The organism is Mesorhizobium sp. WSM4313 (genome assembly GCF_002294725.1).
Classification (GTDB): domain Bacteria; phylum Pseudomonadota; class Alphaproteobacteria; order Rhizobiales; family Rhizobiaceae; genus Mesorhizobium.
On sequence record NZ_NSFT01000010.1, the window covers coordinates 97,805 to 112,474 of the forward strand.

Sequence of the window (14,670 nt, forward strand, 5' to 3'; positions counted from 1 at the left end):
AATTGATCGGCAAGGCACGCTCGCTTGGCATGCCGCTTCCAGTTCGGTGGGCTTCCGGGCGGCGAGACCCCTCAAGCGGAGAGAGCTCGCAAATCGCGCTCGACGCGGCACTGCTGCGGGGGAGCCAACATGCCGGCATCTCACGATCGGGGCGTTCGCCGCCCGGAACCCATGCTTTCCCCGGCCCGCGGCGCAAGCAGCGAGAGCGGGAAAGGCGTTCGTTACGCCTGACTTCAGGTTCTAGTTCGATGCATGTTGTTGTCCCAAAACCGCTTCGCACTTTTGGGCGACAAGCATCAGTGCAGGCTGCTGGTGGTCGCGGCGTCGTCCTCCGCCGAGGCGGATTGCTGGGCGTCGCTTGCAAGCTTGACCTTCAGGTTCTCGGTCATGAACTGTGTGCCGGCCGCCACCACGACGTCGCCCTGTTTGAGGCCGTCCGCCACGGCGACACCGTCGGCAGTGAAGTTGGCGACCTTGATCGGGCGCGGATGGACTGTTTCGGAGGCGCGGTCGACCGTCCAGACGATCTGCTTGCCATCCTTCTCGGTCATCGCAGTCAGCGGGATCGACACGAGCTGCGCCTTGCTGCCGACGGTTGCCTCGACATTGGCCGTCATGCCGAGCAGCACGCGCGGATCGTTGGGCAGCGAAACCCGGACAGCGAAGGTACGCGACTGCGGATCGGCGCTGCCGGCGACCTCGCGGACCTTGCCGTCAAGCGTCAGCCCTTCGTCCGACCAGAAGCTTGCCTTGACTTCCTTGCCGGGCTTGAACCCTGCAATATCCATCTCCGGCACCGCGATCGAAACTTCCTTCTCGCCGTCCACCGCGACCGTCATGACCGGCGTGCCGGCGCCGACCACCTGGCCGACATCGGCAGAGATGGCGGTGACGATGCCGGCCTGGCTGGCCTTGAGATCGGTGTAATGGACCTGGTTCTGCGCCTGGGCCAGCGTCGAGCGGGCGGCATCGCGCGTCGCCACGGCCTGGTCGTAGGCCAGCCGCGCCTGATCGAGCTGCGACTTCGGCGCGAAGTTCTTGGCATAGAGCTGCTCGGCGCGCTTCCTGGCGAGATCGACTGTTTCGACCTGGCGTTCGGCGGCGTCCAGGCTGGCCTGCGCGCTCTTCACCGACAGCTCGTAGTCGGACGGGTCGACGCGGGCGAGCACATCGCCTTCATTCACATGCTGGCCGATATCGACCAGACGCTCGGTGACCTTGCCGGCGATGCGGAAGCCGAGATTCATCTCGATGCGGGCGCGCACCGAACCGGAATATTCGAGCTGGCGAGTGGTCCGCGCCTCGCCGATCTCGACCACCTTGACCGGCCGGACGACTTCCTGAACGACCTCGGCCTTTTCCTGGCTGCAGCCGGCAAGGGCAAGCGCGGCGACGACGACGCCGATGGCGGGAAGGCCGGCGGCCGGCAGCTTGCGGAGGATGAAACTGGGCAAAGACACTTTAGCACTCCCGAACTGGAGATGATCTGCCGACCGCACGCGGCGGACGGCTTCTATTTCAAGGCTCTGATGGCGTAGTCGATAAGTTCGTCGGGCATTGCCCGGTTGGTCTTGGCAAGGCACTGCGCCACCATCTGCGGGTGGCACAGAATGACGGTGGCGGCGCCGAAGCAGCGCGCGGCGGTTTCAGGATCCTGCTGCCTGAACTCGCCTGCCTCGATGCCCTCGCGGATCACCTCGGCATAGAGGTCGTGGATTCTGTTCACATGCGCATCGATGACGCCCCAGTCGCGCTCGAGCGCGACGATGACCATCTCGTGCACCTTCTCCTGGTCGAGCATGACCTCCAGCGTCATCTTGTACTGGGCATGGATGTAGCGGCGCAGCCGTTCCTCGGCGCTGATCGGCAGATGCATGATCTCGTAGGCCATCTTGTAGCTGGCGCCGAGCATGCGGCCACAGACGGCCTGGTGGATTTCGACCTTGGAGGCAAAGAAGCGGTAGATGTTGGCCGGCGACATGCCGAGCTCGCGGGCGATGTCGGCGACATTGGTCTTGCCGTAACCGTAATGGCGGAACAGGCGCTCGGCGCAGTCGAGAATGCGGGTCACATTCTCCTGTCTGGCGGGGTCTGCCACGATGTTGGCGGCTTCGGACATCGCGCTTTCGTTTGACGAGTGACGAATTTCAATTTTCGTCAGTCGTAAAACGAAAGCAGCGACGAGTCAACGCGGAATCGACGTACGCGTATAATTTGGTGACAGATGGTGACAGTTGCGAGATCGGTGGCTGGCGACCCGACAATTTTCGCCGGCACCTGTGAGGTCGTCATCCTAGGGTGGAGCAGTCGCGAAGCGACGTCGCGGAAACCCTAGGATCCATTCCGTGACCATGCGGCCGTGCTCCAACGGGTCGAGAATAGCCGTCAGCGATTGTTGGGCGGATATCAGCGTAACTTCTTGATCCGGCTTCGTTCTTCGACTGATGTCACGGAATGGATCCTCGGGTCTGCGCGCGTCGCTACGCTCCTTGCTTCGCCCGTGGATGACGACCGCGCAGGGGCCAAATGCTAGTTGCCAACGCTGGGGGCTGCGCTCACACCCCCTTCGCCATCTCCCGTAGCCGGAACTTCTGAATCTTCCCTGTCGAGGTCTTCGGGATTTCGGCAAACACCACCGCCTTCGGCACCTTGAAACGGGCAAGCAGCCCTCGGCAGTGCTCGATGATCTCGGCCTCGGTCGCGCTCTTGCCGGGCTTCAGCTCGACATAGGCGACCGGCACCTCGCCCCATTTTTCGTCCGCGCGTGCTACCACACCGCAGGAGGCGACCGACGGATGCTTGTAGAGCGCGTCCTCGACCTCGATGGAGGAGATGTTCTCACCGCCCGAGATGATGATGTCCTTGGAGCGGTCCTTGAGCTGGATGTAGCCGTCCGGGTGCATGACGCCGAGATCGCCGGAATGGAACCAGCCGCCGGCGAAGGCTTCGTCGGTGGCCTTCCGGTTCTTCAGATAGCCCTTCATGACGATGTTGCCGCGGAACATGACCTCGCCGATCGTCTCGCCGTCGGCCGGCGTCTCGACCATCGTCTGAGGGTCCATCACCGTCAGCCCCTCGAGCGAGGCATAGCGCACGCCCTGGCGCGCCTTCTTCGCCGCCCTCGGTCCCTTCTCCAGCGCGTCCCACTCATTGTGCCATTCGTTGACGACCGCCGGGCCGTAGGTCTCCGTCAGGCCATAGAGATGGGTGACAGCGAAGCCGGCATCGGCCATGCCGGACAGCACGGCCTCCGGCGGGGGCGCTGCGGCGGTGTTGAAGGTGACGGTCTGCGCGAACTGCCGCTTGTCCTCGTCCTTCGCGTTGATCAGCACCGACATCACGATCGGCGCGCCGCACAGATGGGTGACGCCATGGTCGGCGATGGCGTCGTATATCGGCTTTGCCCGCACCCAGCGCAGGCAGACATGGGTGCCGGCCTGCACGGCCAAAGTCCAGGGGAAGCACCAGCCGTTGCAGTGGAACATCGGCAGCGTCCAGAGATAGACCGCGTGCTTGGCCATGCCGGCATGGATGGTGTTGGTGTAGGCCATAAGCGCCGCGCCGCGATGGTGATAGACGACGCCCTTCGGATTGCCCGTGGTGCCGGAGGTGTAGTTGAGCGAGATGGCGTCCCACTCGTCATCGGGCATCGACCAGACAAAGGTCTCGTCGCCGGCGGCGACGAACTCCTCGTAATCAGCTGAGCCGATCCGTTCGCCCTTCGGATAGGGCGCGTCGGCGGCATAGTCCGGATCGTCATAGTCGATGACCAATGGCTTCACCTTGGCCAAGGCCAGCGCGTCCTTGACGACGCCCGAGAACTCGCGGTCGACGATCAGCACCTTGCTGTCGGCATGGTCGAGCTGGAACGCGATGACGGCGGCGTCGAGGCGGGTGTTCAGCGAATGCAGCACCGCCTTCACCATCGGCACGCCGAAATGGGCTTCCAGCATCGGCGGCGTGTTGGACAACATCACCGTCACCGTATCGCCCTTGCCGAGGCCGTGCTTCGCGAGCGCTGAGGCAAGCTTCAGCGACCGGCGCCAGAAATCGCGATAGGTGATGCGCTGGTTGCCATGAATGATGGCGATGTGGTCGGGATAGGTCTTGGCCGCGCGCTCAAGATAGGTGAGCGGCGTCAGCGGCTGGTGGTTGGCAGCGTTCCTGTCGAGATCCTGTTCGTAAGGATTGGCCATCCCGTTCTCCCCGATGTTCTTTTCGAGCTTTCTAACCTTAGGCCGGCCGTCACGCTATCCCCCTTCCACGGCTGAAAATGCTATGCTGCGCCGGCTTGGTGGAACGGCAATCCAGATTGGGCCGCGCCGCGAGACGATCGCAGCTCGCGCAGGCAAATTTGACTTTTGTCGAGAGCCGTGACTAATGTCAGCCGAGGAGGCGGCATGGCGATCAGACCGGCAGAACAGCTCATCCACAAGGCCGCCTGGCTTTACTATGCGCATGGCCTGCGTCAGGACGAAGTGGCGAGCCAGCTCAACATTTCTCGCGCCTCGGTCGCCATGTATCTGCGCAAGGCGCGCGAGACCGGCATCGTCAACATCTCGACCTCGACGCAGCTCTTCACCGACGACGTCATGGCGCGACGGCTGGAAGATGCGTTCGATCTCGACGCCGTCTGGATCGCGCCGGAAAATGGCTACCTCGCCGATCCATCGACCGATATCGCCGTGCTGGCGGCGAGCGTCTTTCTCGAGCTGGTGAAGAAAGGCGACCGCATCGGCGTCGCCTGGGGCCGCACCGTCTACACCATCGCCGACATCATGTCCTATGCCGACCTGCAGGACGTCACCGTGGTGCAGCTCTGCGGCAATCTCGGCGCGCCCTATTCCTACCGGCCCGACCAGTGCACGATGGAGATCGCGCGACGACTGAATGCCAAGGGCCTCAACTTCTACGCGCCGCTGGTGCTGTCGACGGAAGGCCTGGCGCAAGGTTTGCGTGCCGAGCCGGTGATCCGCGACCAGCTGGCCGGCATCGCCGATTGCAATCTGGCGCTCTATTCCGTCGGCGCGGTCGACGCCGACAGCCATCTGGTGAAATGCGGCGCGCTGTCGGCGGCCGAGATGGAAACGTTGCGGCGCCAGGGTGCGGCCGGCGTCATCGCCGGACAGATCATCGACGCCGGCGGCGAGGTGCTCGACTGCAGCTACAATAGGCGCGTCATCTCCGCCGAGCTCGCCTCGCTGCGCGCTATCGAGAAGCGGCTGATGGTGGTGCAGGAAGACACCAAGTTCGAGCCGCTGCTTGCGGCCATCGCCGGCGGGCTGTGCACGCATCTGGTGGTCGGCGCGCATATGGCCGAGCGCCTGCTTCAGCACGCCGGCGCGGCAACGAAAAAGGCCTCGTAGAAAACCACCCTCGCCGCTTCTGTCATCACGACGTCGCGGCCTTCTGTTCATGAGCAAGAAAAGACGGAATCGGACGTATCGACATGCAGAACCTTTGGAATGACGCCGACGCGGAAAAGATGGTTGCCGACTATGCCAGGAAGGGCGTCGGCCGCGACCTTGCGCTGCGCGTCTACACGACCCGCCTGCTCGGCGGCGAGCCGCGCCTGGTGCTGCATGGCGGCGGCAACACCTCCTGCAAGACCAAAGCCACCGATCTCGTCGGCGACGAATGGGACGTGCTCTGCGTCAAGGGCAGCGGCTGGGACATGGCGGTCATCGAGCCGCAAGGCCTGCCGGCGGTGAAGATGGGCGCGCTGCTCAAGGCGCGCTCTTTGGACAAGCTCTCCGACGAGGACATGGTGGCGCTGCAGCGCTCCAACCTCATCGATCCGTCCTCGCCCAACCCGTCGGTCGAAACGCTGCTTCATGCCTTCCTGCCGCACAAGTTCGTCGACCACACGCATTCGACAGCGATCCTCGCCATCGTAGACCAGGAAGACAGCAAGGCATTGGTGAAAAAGGTGTTCGGCGACAAGATGGGTTACGTGCCCTACATCAAGCCGGGCTTCGACCTCGCCAAGGCTGCGGCGGAAATCTTCGACGCCGATCCCAGCGTCGAAGGCCTTATTCTCGACAAGCACGGCATCTTCACCTTCGGCGACGACGCCAGGCAGGCCTATGGCCGCATGATCCACTATGTGACTGTGGCCGAGGATTATGTGGCCAAGAACGGCAAGCCGCAGACGGCCAAGGCAGCATTGCCGGCAAAGCTCGCCAAGCCCAGCGACATCGCGCCGACGCTGCGCGGCGCCGTTGCCGTAGCGCGCGGCGAAGGCCGCTTCGACCGCATGATCAGCGACTTCCGCACCTCGGACGCGATCGTCGACTTCATCAATTCCGCCAAGATCGCCGAGCTGGCCGGGCGCGGGGTATCGACGCCGGACCTATCGATCCGTATCAAGACCGGACCAATGGCGGTACCGGCGCCCGACATGGACAAGCTCGGCGACTACAAGGCCGCCGTCCGCAGCCATGTCGATGCCTTCGTCAAGGACTACACCGCCTATTTCGAGACCAATGACGCGCTGGACAATGTCAAGCGCACCATGCTCGACCCGATGCCGCGCCTGACGCTGGTGCCGGGCCTCGGCATGTTCGGCCATGGCCGCACGCTGAAGGATGCCAAGATCGCGTCGGATGTCGGCGAGATGTGGATCGAGGCGGTGCGCGGCGCGGAAGCGATCGGCAATTTCCATCCACTCTCCAAGGCCGACCTCTTCCCGCTCGAATACTGGTCGCTGGAGCAGGCCAAGCTCGCTTCGAACAAGCCGAAGCCGCTGACCGGCCAGGTGGTGCTGATCACCGGCGGCGCCGGCGCCATCGGGGCCGCGACGGCAAAACTGTTCGCGGCCAATGGCGCGCATGCCGTGATCGTCGATCTCGATCCGGCCAAGGCAGCGGAGGCGGCGAAGGCAGCCGGCAACAACTCGATCGGCGTCGGCGCCGACATCACCAAGCCGGCCGAAATGCGCGCTGCCTTCGACAAGGCAGTCTCGGTCTATGGCGGCCTCGACATCCTGGTCTCGAATGCCGGCGCTGCCTGGGAAGGCCGCATCGGCGAGCTCGACGACGCCACTTTGCGCAAAAGCTTCGAGCTCAATTTCTTCGCCCACCAGTCGGCGGCGCAGAATGCGGTACGCATCATGCTGGAACAGGGTACGGGCGGCGTGCTGCTGTTCAACACCTCCAAGCAGGCGATCAATCCCGGCCCGAAATTCGGCGCATACGGCATTCCGAAAGCCGCGACATTGTTCCTGTCGCGGCAGTATGCGCTTGACTACGGCGCCTATGGCATCCGCTCCAACGCGGTCAACGCCGACCGCATCCGTTCGGGTCTCTTGACCGACGCGATGATCGCCAGCCGTTCCGGCGCGCGCGGCGTGTCCGAAAAAGAATACATGTCCGGCAATCTGCTGGGACAGGAAGTGACGGCCGACGACGTCGCGCAGGCCTTCCTGCACCAGGCGCTGGCCGAGCGCACCACGGCGGATGTGACGACGGTGGACGGCGGCAACATCGCGGCGGCACTGCGCTGAACATGTGGGCATGCGTTGGAGCGTTCTTCGTTTCGTGAAAACGAAGAACGCTCCATCGTCCCTGTTTTGACGCCGTTCCGAACTGAAGGCCTACCGCGCTTCTGCTGAAGAACTGCTCGAACCCGTCAAAATCCACACCAATCCTTCGCGTATTGCTCAACCAGTTTAAGGGGTGCCTCGTGTTTCGCATGCGGCTCCAACCTTGATCATTGGTGGAGCTCCAGATGGCGGCGAAAAGACTTCGTATTGGCGTGCTCTTTGGCGGGCGCTCCGCCGAGCATGAAGTGTCGCTGCTTTCAGCAACCAACGTCATGGCTGCCTTAAACCCGGCGAAATACGATGCCGTGCCGATCTTCGTCACCCGCGAAGGGCAATGGCTGCTGAGCCGCGTCGAGGGCGTCGCGCTGGCGACGCCCTCGACCGGCACGCAACTCTGCCTGGTGCCGGGCGGCCATGGACGGGTGCTGGCGATCCCTGCCGGCGGTGTGCCCCACGACCTGCCTCCCATCGATATCCTGTTTCCGGTCCTGCACGGCCTGCATGGCGAGGACGGCGCGGTGCAGGGCGTGGCCGAGGTGGCACGCGTGCCGCTCGCCGGCTGCGGCATCCTCGGCTCCGCCACGGCGCTCGACAAGGACATCGCCAAGCGACTGCTGAAGGCGGCCGGACTTCCTGTGGCGCGCTCGGTGACGATCAATGAAGGTGCCGCGCCTCCGCTCGCCGAACTGGAAGACCAGCTCGGCCTGCCGCTGTTCATCAAGCCGGCGCGGCAGGGCTCGTCGGTCGGCGTCGCGAAGGTCAATGCCAGCCAGGAATTCGACCACGCGCTGGCGGAAGCATTCCAACATGACCGCAAGCTGCTGGCGGAGGAATTCGTCCGTGGCCGAGAGATCGAATACAGCGTGCTGGAGAGCTCCGCGGGCGAACTCTTCGTCTCACGGCCGGGCGAGATCGTGCCTGCGGAGAGCCACGGTTTCTACAACTACAACGCCAAATATATCGACGAGAATGGCGCGGCACTGATCGTGCCAGCCGAGCTGCCGCAGAAGGTCGAGGATGCCATGCGCGACGCGGCTGCAAGGGCGTTCAGGGCGCTCGGCTGCGACGGCATGGCCCGCGTCGACTTCTTCTTGATGCCGGACATGAACTTCCTGATCAACGAACTCAACACCATTCCCGGCTTCACCAACATCAGCATGTACGCCAAGGCCATGGCGGCGAGCGGCGTCAGCTATCCGGAGGTCATCGACCGTCTGGTGGCGCATGGGCTGGCGCGCGCCGGCCGGTGAAAAAGACCTGAGGATACGAAATCCCGGCAGCGGCCAATTGGCCATGTCGCCACATCACTCCGGCAGGCCGGCCTTGCGGAAGCCGTCGACGAAATGCTCAAGCATCGCGTCGTCGCGGAACGGCTCCGTCTCGACCCAGCGCTGCGTGGAGAAATGCGGATTGCCGACGAGGAACAGCGCGACCTCGGTGCGCGCCTCGTCGAGACGGCCGAGCTGCGCCAGGCTTGCCGCCAGAAAGCGGCGCGAGCTTGTGCGGTAGGTCTCGTCGCGGCGCAGCGTTTCGACGGCGGCTTCGTAGTCACGGGCCGCATACTGTGCTTGGCCGAGCGTCAGATAGTACCAGCTCGGCGGAAAGGGGTTGAGCCGGAAGGCCTTGCGGATGTGCTCCAGGCCCTCGCTTATCCGTCCGCCCAGCACGTCGATATCGGACAATGTCGCCCAAATGTCGGCCTCGTTCGGATCGAGCTCGATCGCCTTGGCGAATTCCGCCTCGGACCGTTCGAAATCGCGTTCATAGGCAAGAAGGTTCGCCAAGACCCAGCGGCAACCGGCATCGTTGGGATCGATCGCCACCGCCTTGCGCGCCAGTTCCAGGGCCGTGCTGCGGGCGGGCTCGAACGGCTCGCCCCAATGCACCCAGCCCATCCAATGGTTCATGGCGAGCCAGCGATAGGCTTCGGCGTAGTCCGGATCGAGCGAGACCGCGCGCGTCAGCATCAGATGCGCTTCGCGCGCCATCTGCGGCGACTCGTCGAACAGTTTTCGCGCCCGCACGACGAGATCATAGGCTTCGAGGCTCTTCGGCCGGTTGCGCTCCGGCAATGCACGCAGCCGCCCGAGCAGCGCCTCGACGATCTTGGCCGTCGCCTCGTCCTGGACGGCGAAAATGTCCTCAAGGCTGCGATCGAAACGCTCCGCCCAGAGATGCTCGCCGCTCAGCGCATCGATCAGCTGGGCATTGATGCGCACCCGCCCCACGGCGCGTCTGGCGCTGCCTTCCACCAGGTATCGCACGCCGAGCTCCCCGGCGATGGCGCGCACATCCATGGCCTTGCCCTTGTAGGCAAAGACCGAGTTGCGCGCGATGACAAAGAGGCCCGGTATCCGGGAGAGATCGGTGATCAGGTCTTCGGTCAGGCCGTCGGCGAAAGAGTCCTGCTCGGGATCGCTGCTCAGATTGACGAAGGGCAGCACGGCAATCGACGGCTTGTCGGGCAGCGGCAAGGGTTTGCGTGGGGCATCGGGCCGTTCGACGGTGCCGGTGAAGCGGTAGCCGACGCGCGGCACCGTGGCGATCCATTCACCGCCACCGGTCGCCGGACCAAGCAGCTTCCTGAGCTGCGCGATCTGGACGGTGAGATTGCCTTCCTCGACTGCCATGCCAGGCCAGGCCGCATCCATCAGCTCGGCTTTGGCCAGGATTTCGCCCGGACGCACGACGAGCGCCTCCAGCAGCTTCAGCCCGCGATGGCTGGCGGCGACGGGAACATCGCCCCGGAGCAGCGTTCCCGCGCCCGGATCAAGCACGAACGGTCCGAAAGCGAAGCGCGATCCCTGCATGCGGCGATCTATAGAGCAATTCCAGGAAAAGTGTGAAGCGGTTTTCCGTCCGGAATTGCGTAAAAACAAAGGGATAGAGCGGTTCGCCGTTTTCGTGAAACGGTGAACCGCTCTAGCCGATTTGGAAGTTTTGAGAACTATTTGGGACGGCTTAATTACGCCGCCGGCCGGCTGCGGCACACTGCAATCTCAATCAGGTCGAGGGTTTTCGAACCCTCATTCGATGGAGGTTGCAATGAACGATAGCTTCACGCCCTCTACGTGTCTGGCGGCGGCACCGGCAATGCACTCAAGGCGCGGGCGCTTCAGCCTGGCGGCCTTGCGCAGCCTTATCGCCGAGCGGCGCAAGCAGGCCTATTTCCGCTTCGAGCTCAAGCGCATGGCGACGGACAATCCGCATCTGATTGACGACATCGGGCTGACGAGAAAAGAGGTCGAGGCGGAGATCGCCAAGCTGCCCTTCTGGCAGCGATAAAACCGCCTTGGGCCGGCTGAAGGGCAGAGAGCGGCCCGTTGGACCGCTCTCTTCATTTGCGACCGTCCGAACCTTACTTAGCGTTCGGGTTCGGCATCCAGGCCGGCATCGCGACATCGGCATGGGCGAACTGCGGCAGCTTGGCCGACAGGTCTTCCATGTTCTTGATGTCCTTGTCGATCAGCTCCTTCTGGGTGATCAGCGTCGGCGGCACGATGACGTTGTGGCCGGGATCCTCGCCGGCAAGCAGCTGCGCCAGCGCGCGCACCGAGACCTGACCGACGACGGCGGGGTTGGTGGCGGCGGTCGCCGCCCAGGCGCTGTCCGGCTCGCGCATGGCGGCGATGTCCGAGGTCGAGATGTCGGCCGAATAGATCTTGATCTTCTTGTTCAGCCCGGCCTCGTCGACGGCGATCTTCACACCCTTGGCGAACTCGTCATAGGGGGCGAACATCACGTTGATGTCGGGATGCGCCTGCAGCACCGAGCGCGCCTGGTTGGCGACGGAGTTGGCGATCGGGTTGTCGAGCGTGCCGAACATGGCGACCTCGTTGATGCCCGAGTACTTCTTCTTCACGTCGACCCAGGTCTCGTTGCGGCGGTCGAGCGGAGCGATGCCGGCGACATAGACATAGCCGGCCTTCCAGCTCTCGCCATTGTCCTTGACCGCCTGCTCGAGCGCGAGCTTCGCCAGGTCGCGGTCGGACTGCTCGACCTGCGGGATCTTCGGGTTCTCGACATTGACGTCGAAGGCGACGACCTTGATGCCGGCGTCGACGGCGCGCTGGGCGGCGTCCTTCATCGATTCCGTCAGACCGTGCTGGATGATGATGCCCTGCACGCCGAGCGCGATCGCCTGGTCGACCATGTCGGCCTGGAGTGCTGCGTCCTGGCGGCTGTCCAGCACGCGCAGGTCGACGCCGAGCGCCTTGGCTTGCGCCTCGACGCCGGAGAGATAGGCCTGGAAGAAGTCGCCGGTCGACAGATAGCGCACCAGCGCGATCTTGACGCCCGGCTTGTCGAACGGCGCCGGACGGTCCGCGGCAAGGGCCGTTCCCTGCATCAGCAGCGCCGCGCCGGCGAGGCCGAGTGCCGCCTTCCCCAAAAGTCTTCTTGTAATGCTCACTTCGTTTTCCTCCATTTGTTATGCCCCGGTCGAAACTATCTCTTGCCCCTGCCGGAAAGGGCGAAGGTGAAGACAAGGGCGACGACAAGCACCGCGCCCTTGACGAAATCCTGCGTATAGTAAGGCGCGTTCATCATCGTCAGGCCTTGCAGCAGGACGCCGACGAACACCGCGCCGACGGCGGTGCCGAAGGCGTTTGGCTTGGCGGCGCCAAGCACAGCGTAGCCGATGAGCGCCGCCGCGACTGCGTCGAGCAAGAGATTATTACCCGAGGCGATGTCGCCGCGTCCAAGCCGGGCGGCGAGCAAAATCCCGCCGATCGAGGCAAAAACTCCCGAAATGACATAGGCCCAGATTTTGTATGCCTTGACAGGCGCGCCGGCGAGTTCGGCCGCCCTCTCGTTTGAGCCGACCGCATACATCATGCGGCCGAAGCGGGTGTATTCGAGGAAGAACCAGATCAGCAGCGCGAGCACGACGAGCACGACAACCGAGACCGGGATCAGGTTCGGGACGAAGAAGTCGATGCGGTGGCGGCCGAGCGCCAGGAACGCCTCGGAGAACTTGCCGTTGGCGACCGACCCGTCGGGCATGGTCATGCCGGTGGCGATCGAGCGGCCCTCCGTCGGGATGCGCTGCAGGCCGAGCAGCAGGAACATCATGCCGAGCGTGGCCAGAAGATCGGGCACGCGCATATAGACGATCAGCCAACCATTGATCAGGCCGACGATGACGCCGATGACCAGGCAGGCGATGACGGCGACGATGGCGTTCTGCTCCAGCACCACCATCGCGTAAGACGCCGCCATCATGGCGCTGGTCGCGACCGAGCCGATCGAGAGGTCGAAGCCACCGACGACCAGCGTCGCCGTGACGCCGAGCGCCAGCACGCCGGTGATGGCCACCGACTGGAAGATGAAGACAGCGCTCTGCGGCGAGGCGAAACCGTCGGCGGCAACAGCGAAATAGGCGATCAACCCGACCAGCAGCACGATGAAGCCGTAGCGGATGGCGTAGTCACGCAATGTCATCGAACGCTCCCGCGCTGTTGCCCTCTCCGCCAAACTGGAACTCATGCCTGCACTCCGGGTCTCGTCATCCTGCGATCTCACGCCGCGCTGTGAAGCGGTCCGCCGGCCACTTCCGCCAGCAGCCGGTCGAGATCGATGTCATCGTTGCGGTGCTCGCCGACGATCGTGTGTTCCGACATCACCAGGATGCGGTCGGCGGTCTCCAGCGCCTCGTCGATCTCGGTGACGAAGACGAGCGTCGCGCGGCCGTCGGCGCTGGCTCTCAGCTTGGCGGCGATGTCGCGACGCGCCGAAATGTCGACACCCTGGAAAGGCTCGTCGAGGATGAAGAGGCGCGAGGCCTGCGACATCCAGCGCGCCACCATCACCTTCTGCTGGTTGCCGCCGGAGAGCGCCGACAGCTCGTCCTTCTCCGAGCGGCAGACGATACCTAGCTCGTCGATCTGGCGGCGGGCGGCGATGCGCTCGGCGCGCTTCCTCATGACGCCGAAGCCCGACATGCGCTTGAGGAACGGCAGGCTGATGTTGCGTTCGATGTTGAAGCCGCCAACGATGCCGCTCGCGGCGCGGTCCTTGGCGACCAGGAAGACGCCGGCGGCGATCGCCTCGCGCGCCGAGCCCGGCGCGTAGGGCTTGCCGTCCATGTGCATGGTGCCGGCAAGCGGCCTGCGCACGCCGAACAGCGTTTCCGCCAAAGCCGTCTTGCCGACGCCGACCAGGCCGGTGATCGCCACCACCTCGCCGGCGCCGAGCGTCATCGAAATCGGTCTCGATCCTTGCGCCAGCCGCAACCCTTCGGCGGAGAAGACGGCTCGGGCCGAGCTTCTGGCAACCACCCTGTCGAGATGGATCTTGCGGCCGAGCATGGCGTTGACCGCGCCCTCATAGTCGAGCGGCTTCCGGTCGAAAATGCCGGAGACCACGCCGTCGCGCATCGACACGATGCGGTCGGCCAGTCGCCTGATGTCGGACATCCGGTGCGAGATATAGAGGATGGCGACGCCCTGGCCGCGCAGCCGATCAATGAGCGAAAACAACCGATCGGCCTCGGCGCTCGATAGCGAAGAGGTCGGCTCGTCGAGGATCAGGACCTTAGGCCGATGCGCCATGGCCCGGGCGATGGCCACCATCTGCCGATCCGCCAACGACAAGTCGCTGACGCGCGCCTTGAGGTCGATGGCAAGTCCCATGCGGTCGGCGACGGCTCTCGCCTCGGCGCGGACATCGGCAGGCTTGAAAAGCAACGACGCGCCTTTGCCGCTTAGCCGGTCGAGCGTCAGATTGGTGGCGACGTCGAGGTCGGCGACGACGCCGTCATTGATGTTCTGGTGCACGGTGACGACACCGGCGCGGATGGCTTCGGCGGGTGTCTGCGGGTCGAAGGCCTTGCCGGCAAGCCGCATCGAGCCTGCGCCGTGTTCGTAGACGCCGCTGACGATCTTGACCAGGGTGGATTTGCCGGCGCCGTTGGCGCCCATGAGCACGGTCACCTCGCCCGCAAAGAGGTCGAGCGAGATGCCACCAAGCACCTCGTTCTGGCCGAAGGATTTCCTCAGGCCCTCCACATGGAACACGGCATCTGCGCCCATCCATTCCTCCCGGATCGTGACGCTATGGGCTCATTCGGCAATTGTCAACACGATTGACATTTGCCAGAGCGCTTCCTAGCTTGGCCCCGCCGCTGT

11 protein-coding genes are annotated in these 14,670 nt (G+C 64.2%); 4 read left to right on the forward strand and 7 right to left on the reverse strand.

Features of this window, described 5'->3' with window-relative positions:
- Positions 1-296: 296 nt before the first annotated feature.
- The 3 genes from CK219_RS21660 to CK219_RS21670 form a co-directional block, all read right to left on the reverse strand.
- Positions 297-1,460, reverse strand: a complete 1,164-nt coding sequence (locus CK219_RS21660; RefSeq protein ID WP_095768783.1) for an efflux RND transporter periplasmic adaptor subunit — start codon at positions 1,458-1,460, stop codon at positions 297-299.
- Between the two features lie 53 nt (positions 1,461-1,513).
- Positions 1,514-2,119 carry a TetR family transcriptional regulator gene (locus CK219_RS21665; protein ID WP_095768784.1) on the reverse strand — a complete coding sequence of 202 codons (606 nt, stop codon included), beginning with the start codon at positions 2,117-2,119 and terminating at the stop codon, positions 1,514-1,516.
- A gap of 436 nt (positions 2,120-2,555) precedes the next feature.
- Complete coding sequence (locus CK219_RS21670; RefSeq protein ID WP_095768785.1) at positions 2,556-4,196, reverse strand: acyl-CoA synthetase; 1,641 nt, start codon at positions 4,194-4,196, stop codon at positions 2,556-2,558.
- Positions 4,197-4,400: 204 nt separating this feature from the next.
- Here CK219_RS21670 and CK219_RS21675 point away from each other — a divergent pair, with 204 nt between their 5' ends.
- From CK219_RS21675 to CK219_RS21685, 3 genes are all read left to right on the forward strand, one after another.
- Positions 4,401-5,366, forward strand: coding sequence for a sugar-binding transcriptional regulator (locus tag CK219_RS21675; RefSeq protein ID WP_095768786.1), 966 nt, complete (start codon positions 4,401-4,403; stop codon positions 5,364-5,366).
- Positions 5,367-5,449: 83 nt separating this feature from the next.
- The gene (locus CK219_RS21680; RefSeq protein WP_095768787.1) at positions 5,450-7,504 is read left to right on the forward strand and encodes a bifunctional aldolase/short-chain dehydrogenase; all 2,055 of its coding nucleotides are present in this window, start codon (positions 5,450-5,452) and stop codon (positions 7,502-7,504) included.
- A 224-nt stretch (positions 7,505-7,728) separates the two neighbouring features.
- On the forward strand, positions 7,729-8,793 hold the full coding sequence (locus CK219_RS21685; protein WP_095768788.1) for a D-alanine--D-alanine ligase family protein: 1,065 nt from the start codon (positions 7,729-7,731) through the stop codon (positions 8,791-8,793).
- A gap of 54 nt (positions 8,794-8,847) precedes the next feature.
- Here CK219_RS21685 and CK219_RS21690 read toward each other — a convergent pair whose 3' ends face one another.
- Positions 8,848-10,353, reverse strand: a complete 1,506-nt coding sequence (locus CK219_RS21690; RefSeq protein ID WP_095768789.1) for a winged helix-turn-helix domain-containing tetratricopeptide repeat protein — start codon at positions 10,351-10,353, stop codon at positions 8,848-8,850.
- Positions 10,354-10,636: 283 nt separating this feature from the next.
- Here CK219_RS21690 and CK219_RS21695 point away from each other — a divergent pair, with 283 nt between their 5' ends.
- On the forward strand, positions 10,637-10,828 hold the full coding sequence (locus CK219_RS21695; protein ID WP_095768790.1) for a hypothetical protein: 192 nt from the start codon (positions 10,637-10,639) through the stop codon (positions 10,826-10,828).
- 73 nt (positions 10,829-10,901) lie between these two features.
- Here the strand turns inward: CK219_RS21695 and CK219_RS21700 are convergent, their stop codons facing one another.
- The 3 genes from CK219_RS21700 to CK219_RS21710 form a co-directional block, all read right to left on the reverse strand.
- Positions 10,902-11,954 (reverse strand): substrate-binding domain-containing protein, encoded by a 1,053-nt coding sequence (locus CK219_RS21700; RefSeq protein ID WP_095768891.1) that lies wholly within the window; start codon positions 11,952-11,954, stop codon positions 10,902-10,904.
- Positions 11,955-11,989: 35 nt separating this feature from the next.
- The gene (locus CK219_RS21705) at positions 11,990-12,985 is read right to left on the reverse strand and encodes an ABC transporter permease (RefSeq protein ID WP_095768791.1); all 996 of its coding nucleotides are present in this window, start codon (positions 12,983-12,985) and stop codon (positions 11,990-11,992) included.
- Positions 12,986-13,062: 77 nt separating this feature from the next.
- Positions 13,063-14,574, reverse strand: a complete 1,512-nt coding sequence (locus tag CK219_RS21710; protein WP_095768792.1) for a sugar ABC transporter ATP-binding protein — start codon at positions 14,572-14,574, stop codon at positions 13,063-13,065.
- Between the last annotated feature and the right edge of the window lie 96 nt (positions 14,575-14,670).

Coding starts and splice junctions, on each gene's coding strand:
- CK219_RS21670 (WP_095768785.1), bottom strand. CDS start 4,196: ATGGCCAATCCTTACGAACAGGATCTCGACAGGAACGCTGCCAACCAC.
- CK219_RS21675 (WP_095768786.1), top strand. CDS start 4,401: ATGGCGATCAGACCGGCAGAACAGCTCATCCACAAGGCCGCCTGGCTT.
- CK219_RS21685 (WP_095768788.1), top strand. CDS start 7,729: ATGGCGGCGAAAAGACTTCGTATTGGCGTGCTCTTTGGCGGGCGCTCC.
- CK219_RS21705 (WP_095768791.1), bottom strand. CDS start 12,985: ATGACATTGCGTGACTACGCCATCCGCTACGGCTTCATCGTGCTGCTG.
- CK219_RS21690 (WP_095768789.1), bottom strand. CDS start 10,353: ATGCAGGGATCGCGCTTCGCTTTCGGACCGTTCGTGCTTGATCCGGGC.
- CK219_RS21680 (WP_095768787.1), top strand. CDS start 5,450: ATGCAGAACCTTTGGAATGACGCCGACGCGGAAAAGATGGTTGCCGAC.
- CK219_RS21695 (WP_095768790.1), top strand. CDS start 10,637: ATGCACTCAAGGCGCGGGCGCTTCAGCCTGGCGGCCTTGCGCAGCCTT.
- CK219_RS21665 (WP_095768784.1), bottom strand. CDS start 2,119: ATGTCCGAAGCCGCCAACATCGTGGCAGACCCCGCCAGACAGGAGAAT.
- CK219_RS21710 (WP_095768792.1), bottom strand. CDS start 14,574: ATGGGCGCAGATGCCGTGTTCCATGTGGAGGGCCTGAGGAAATCCTTC.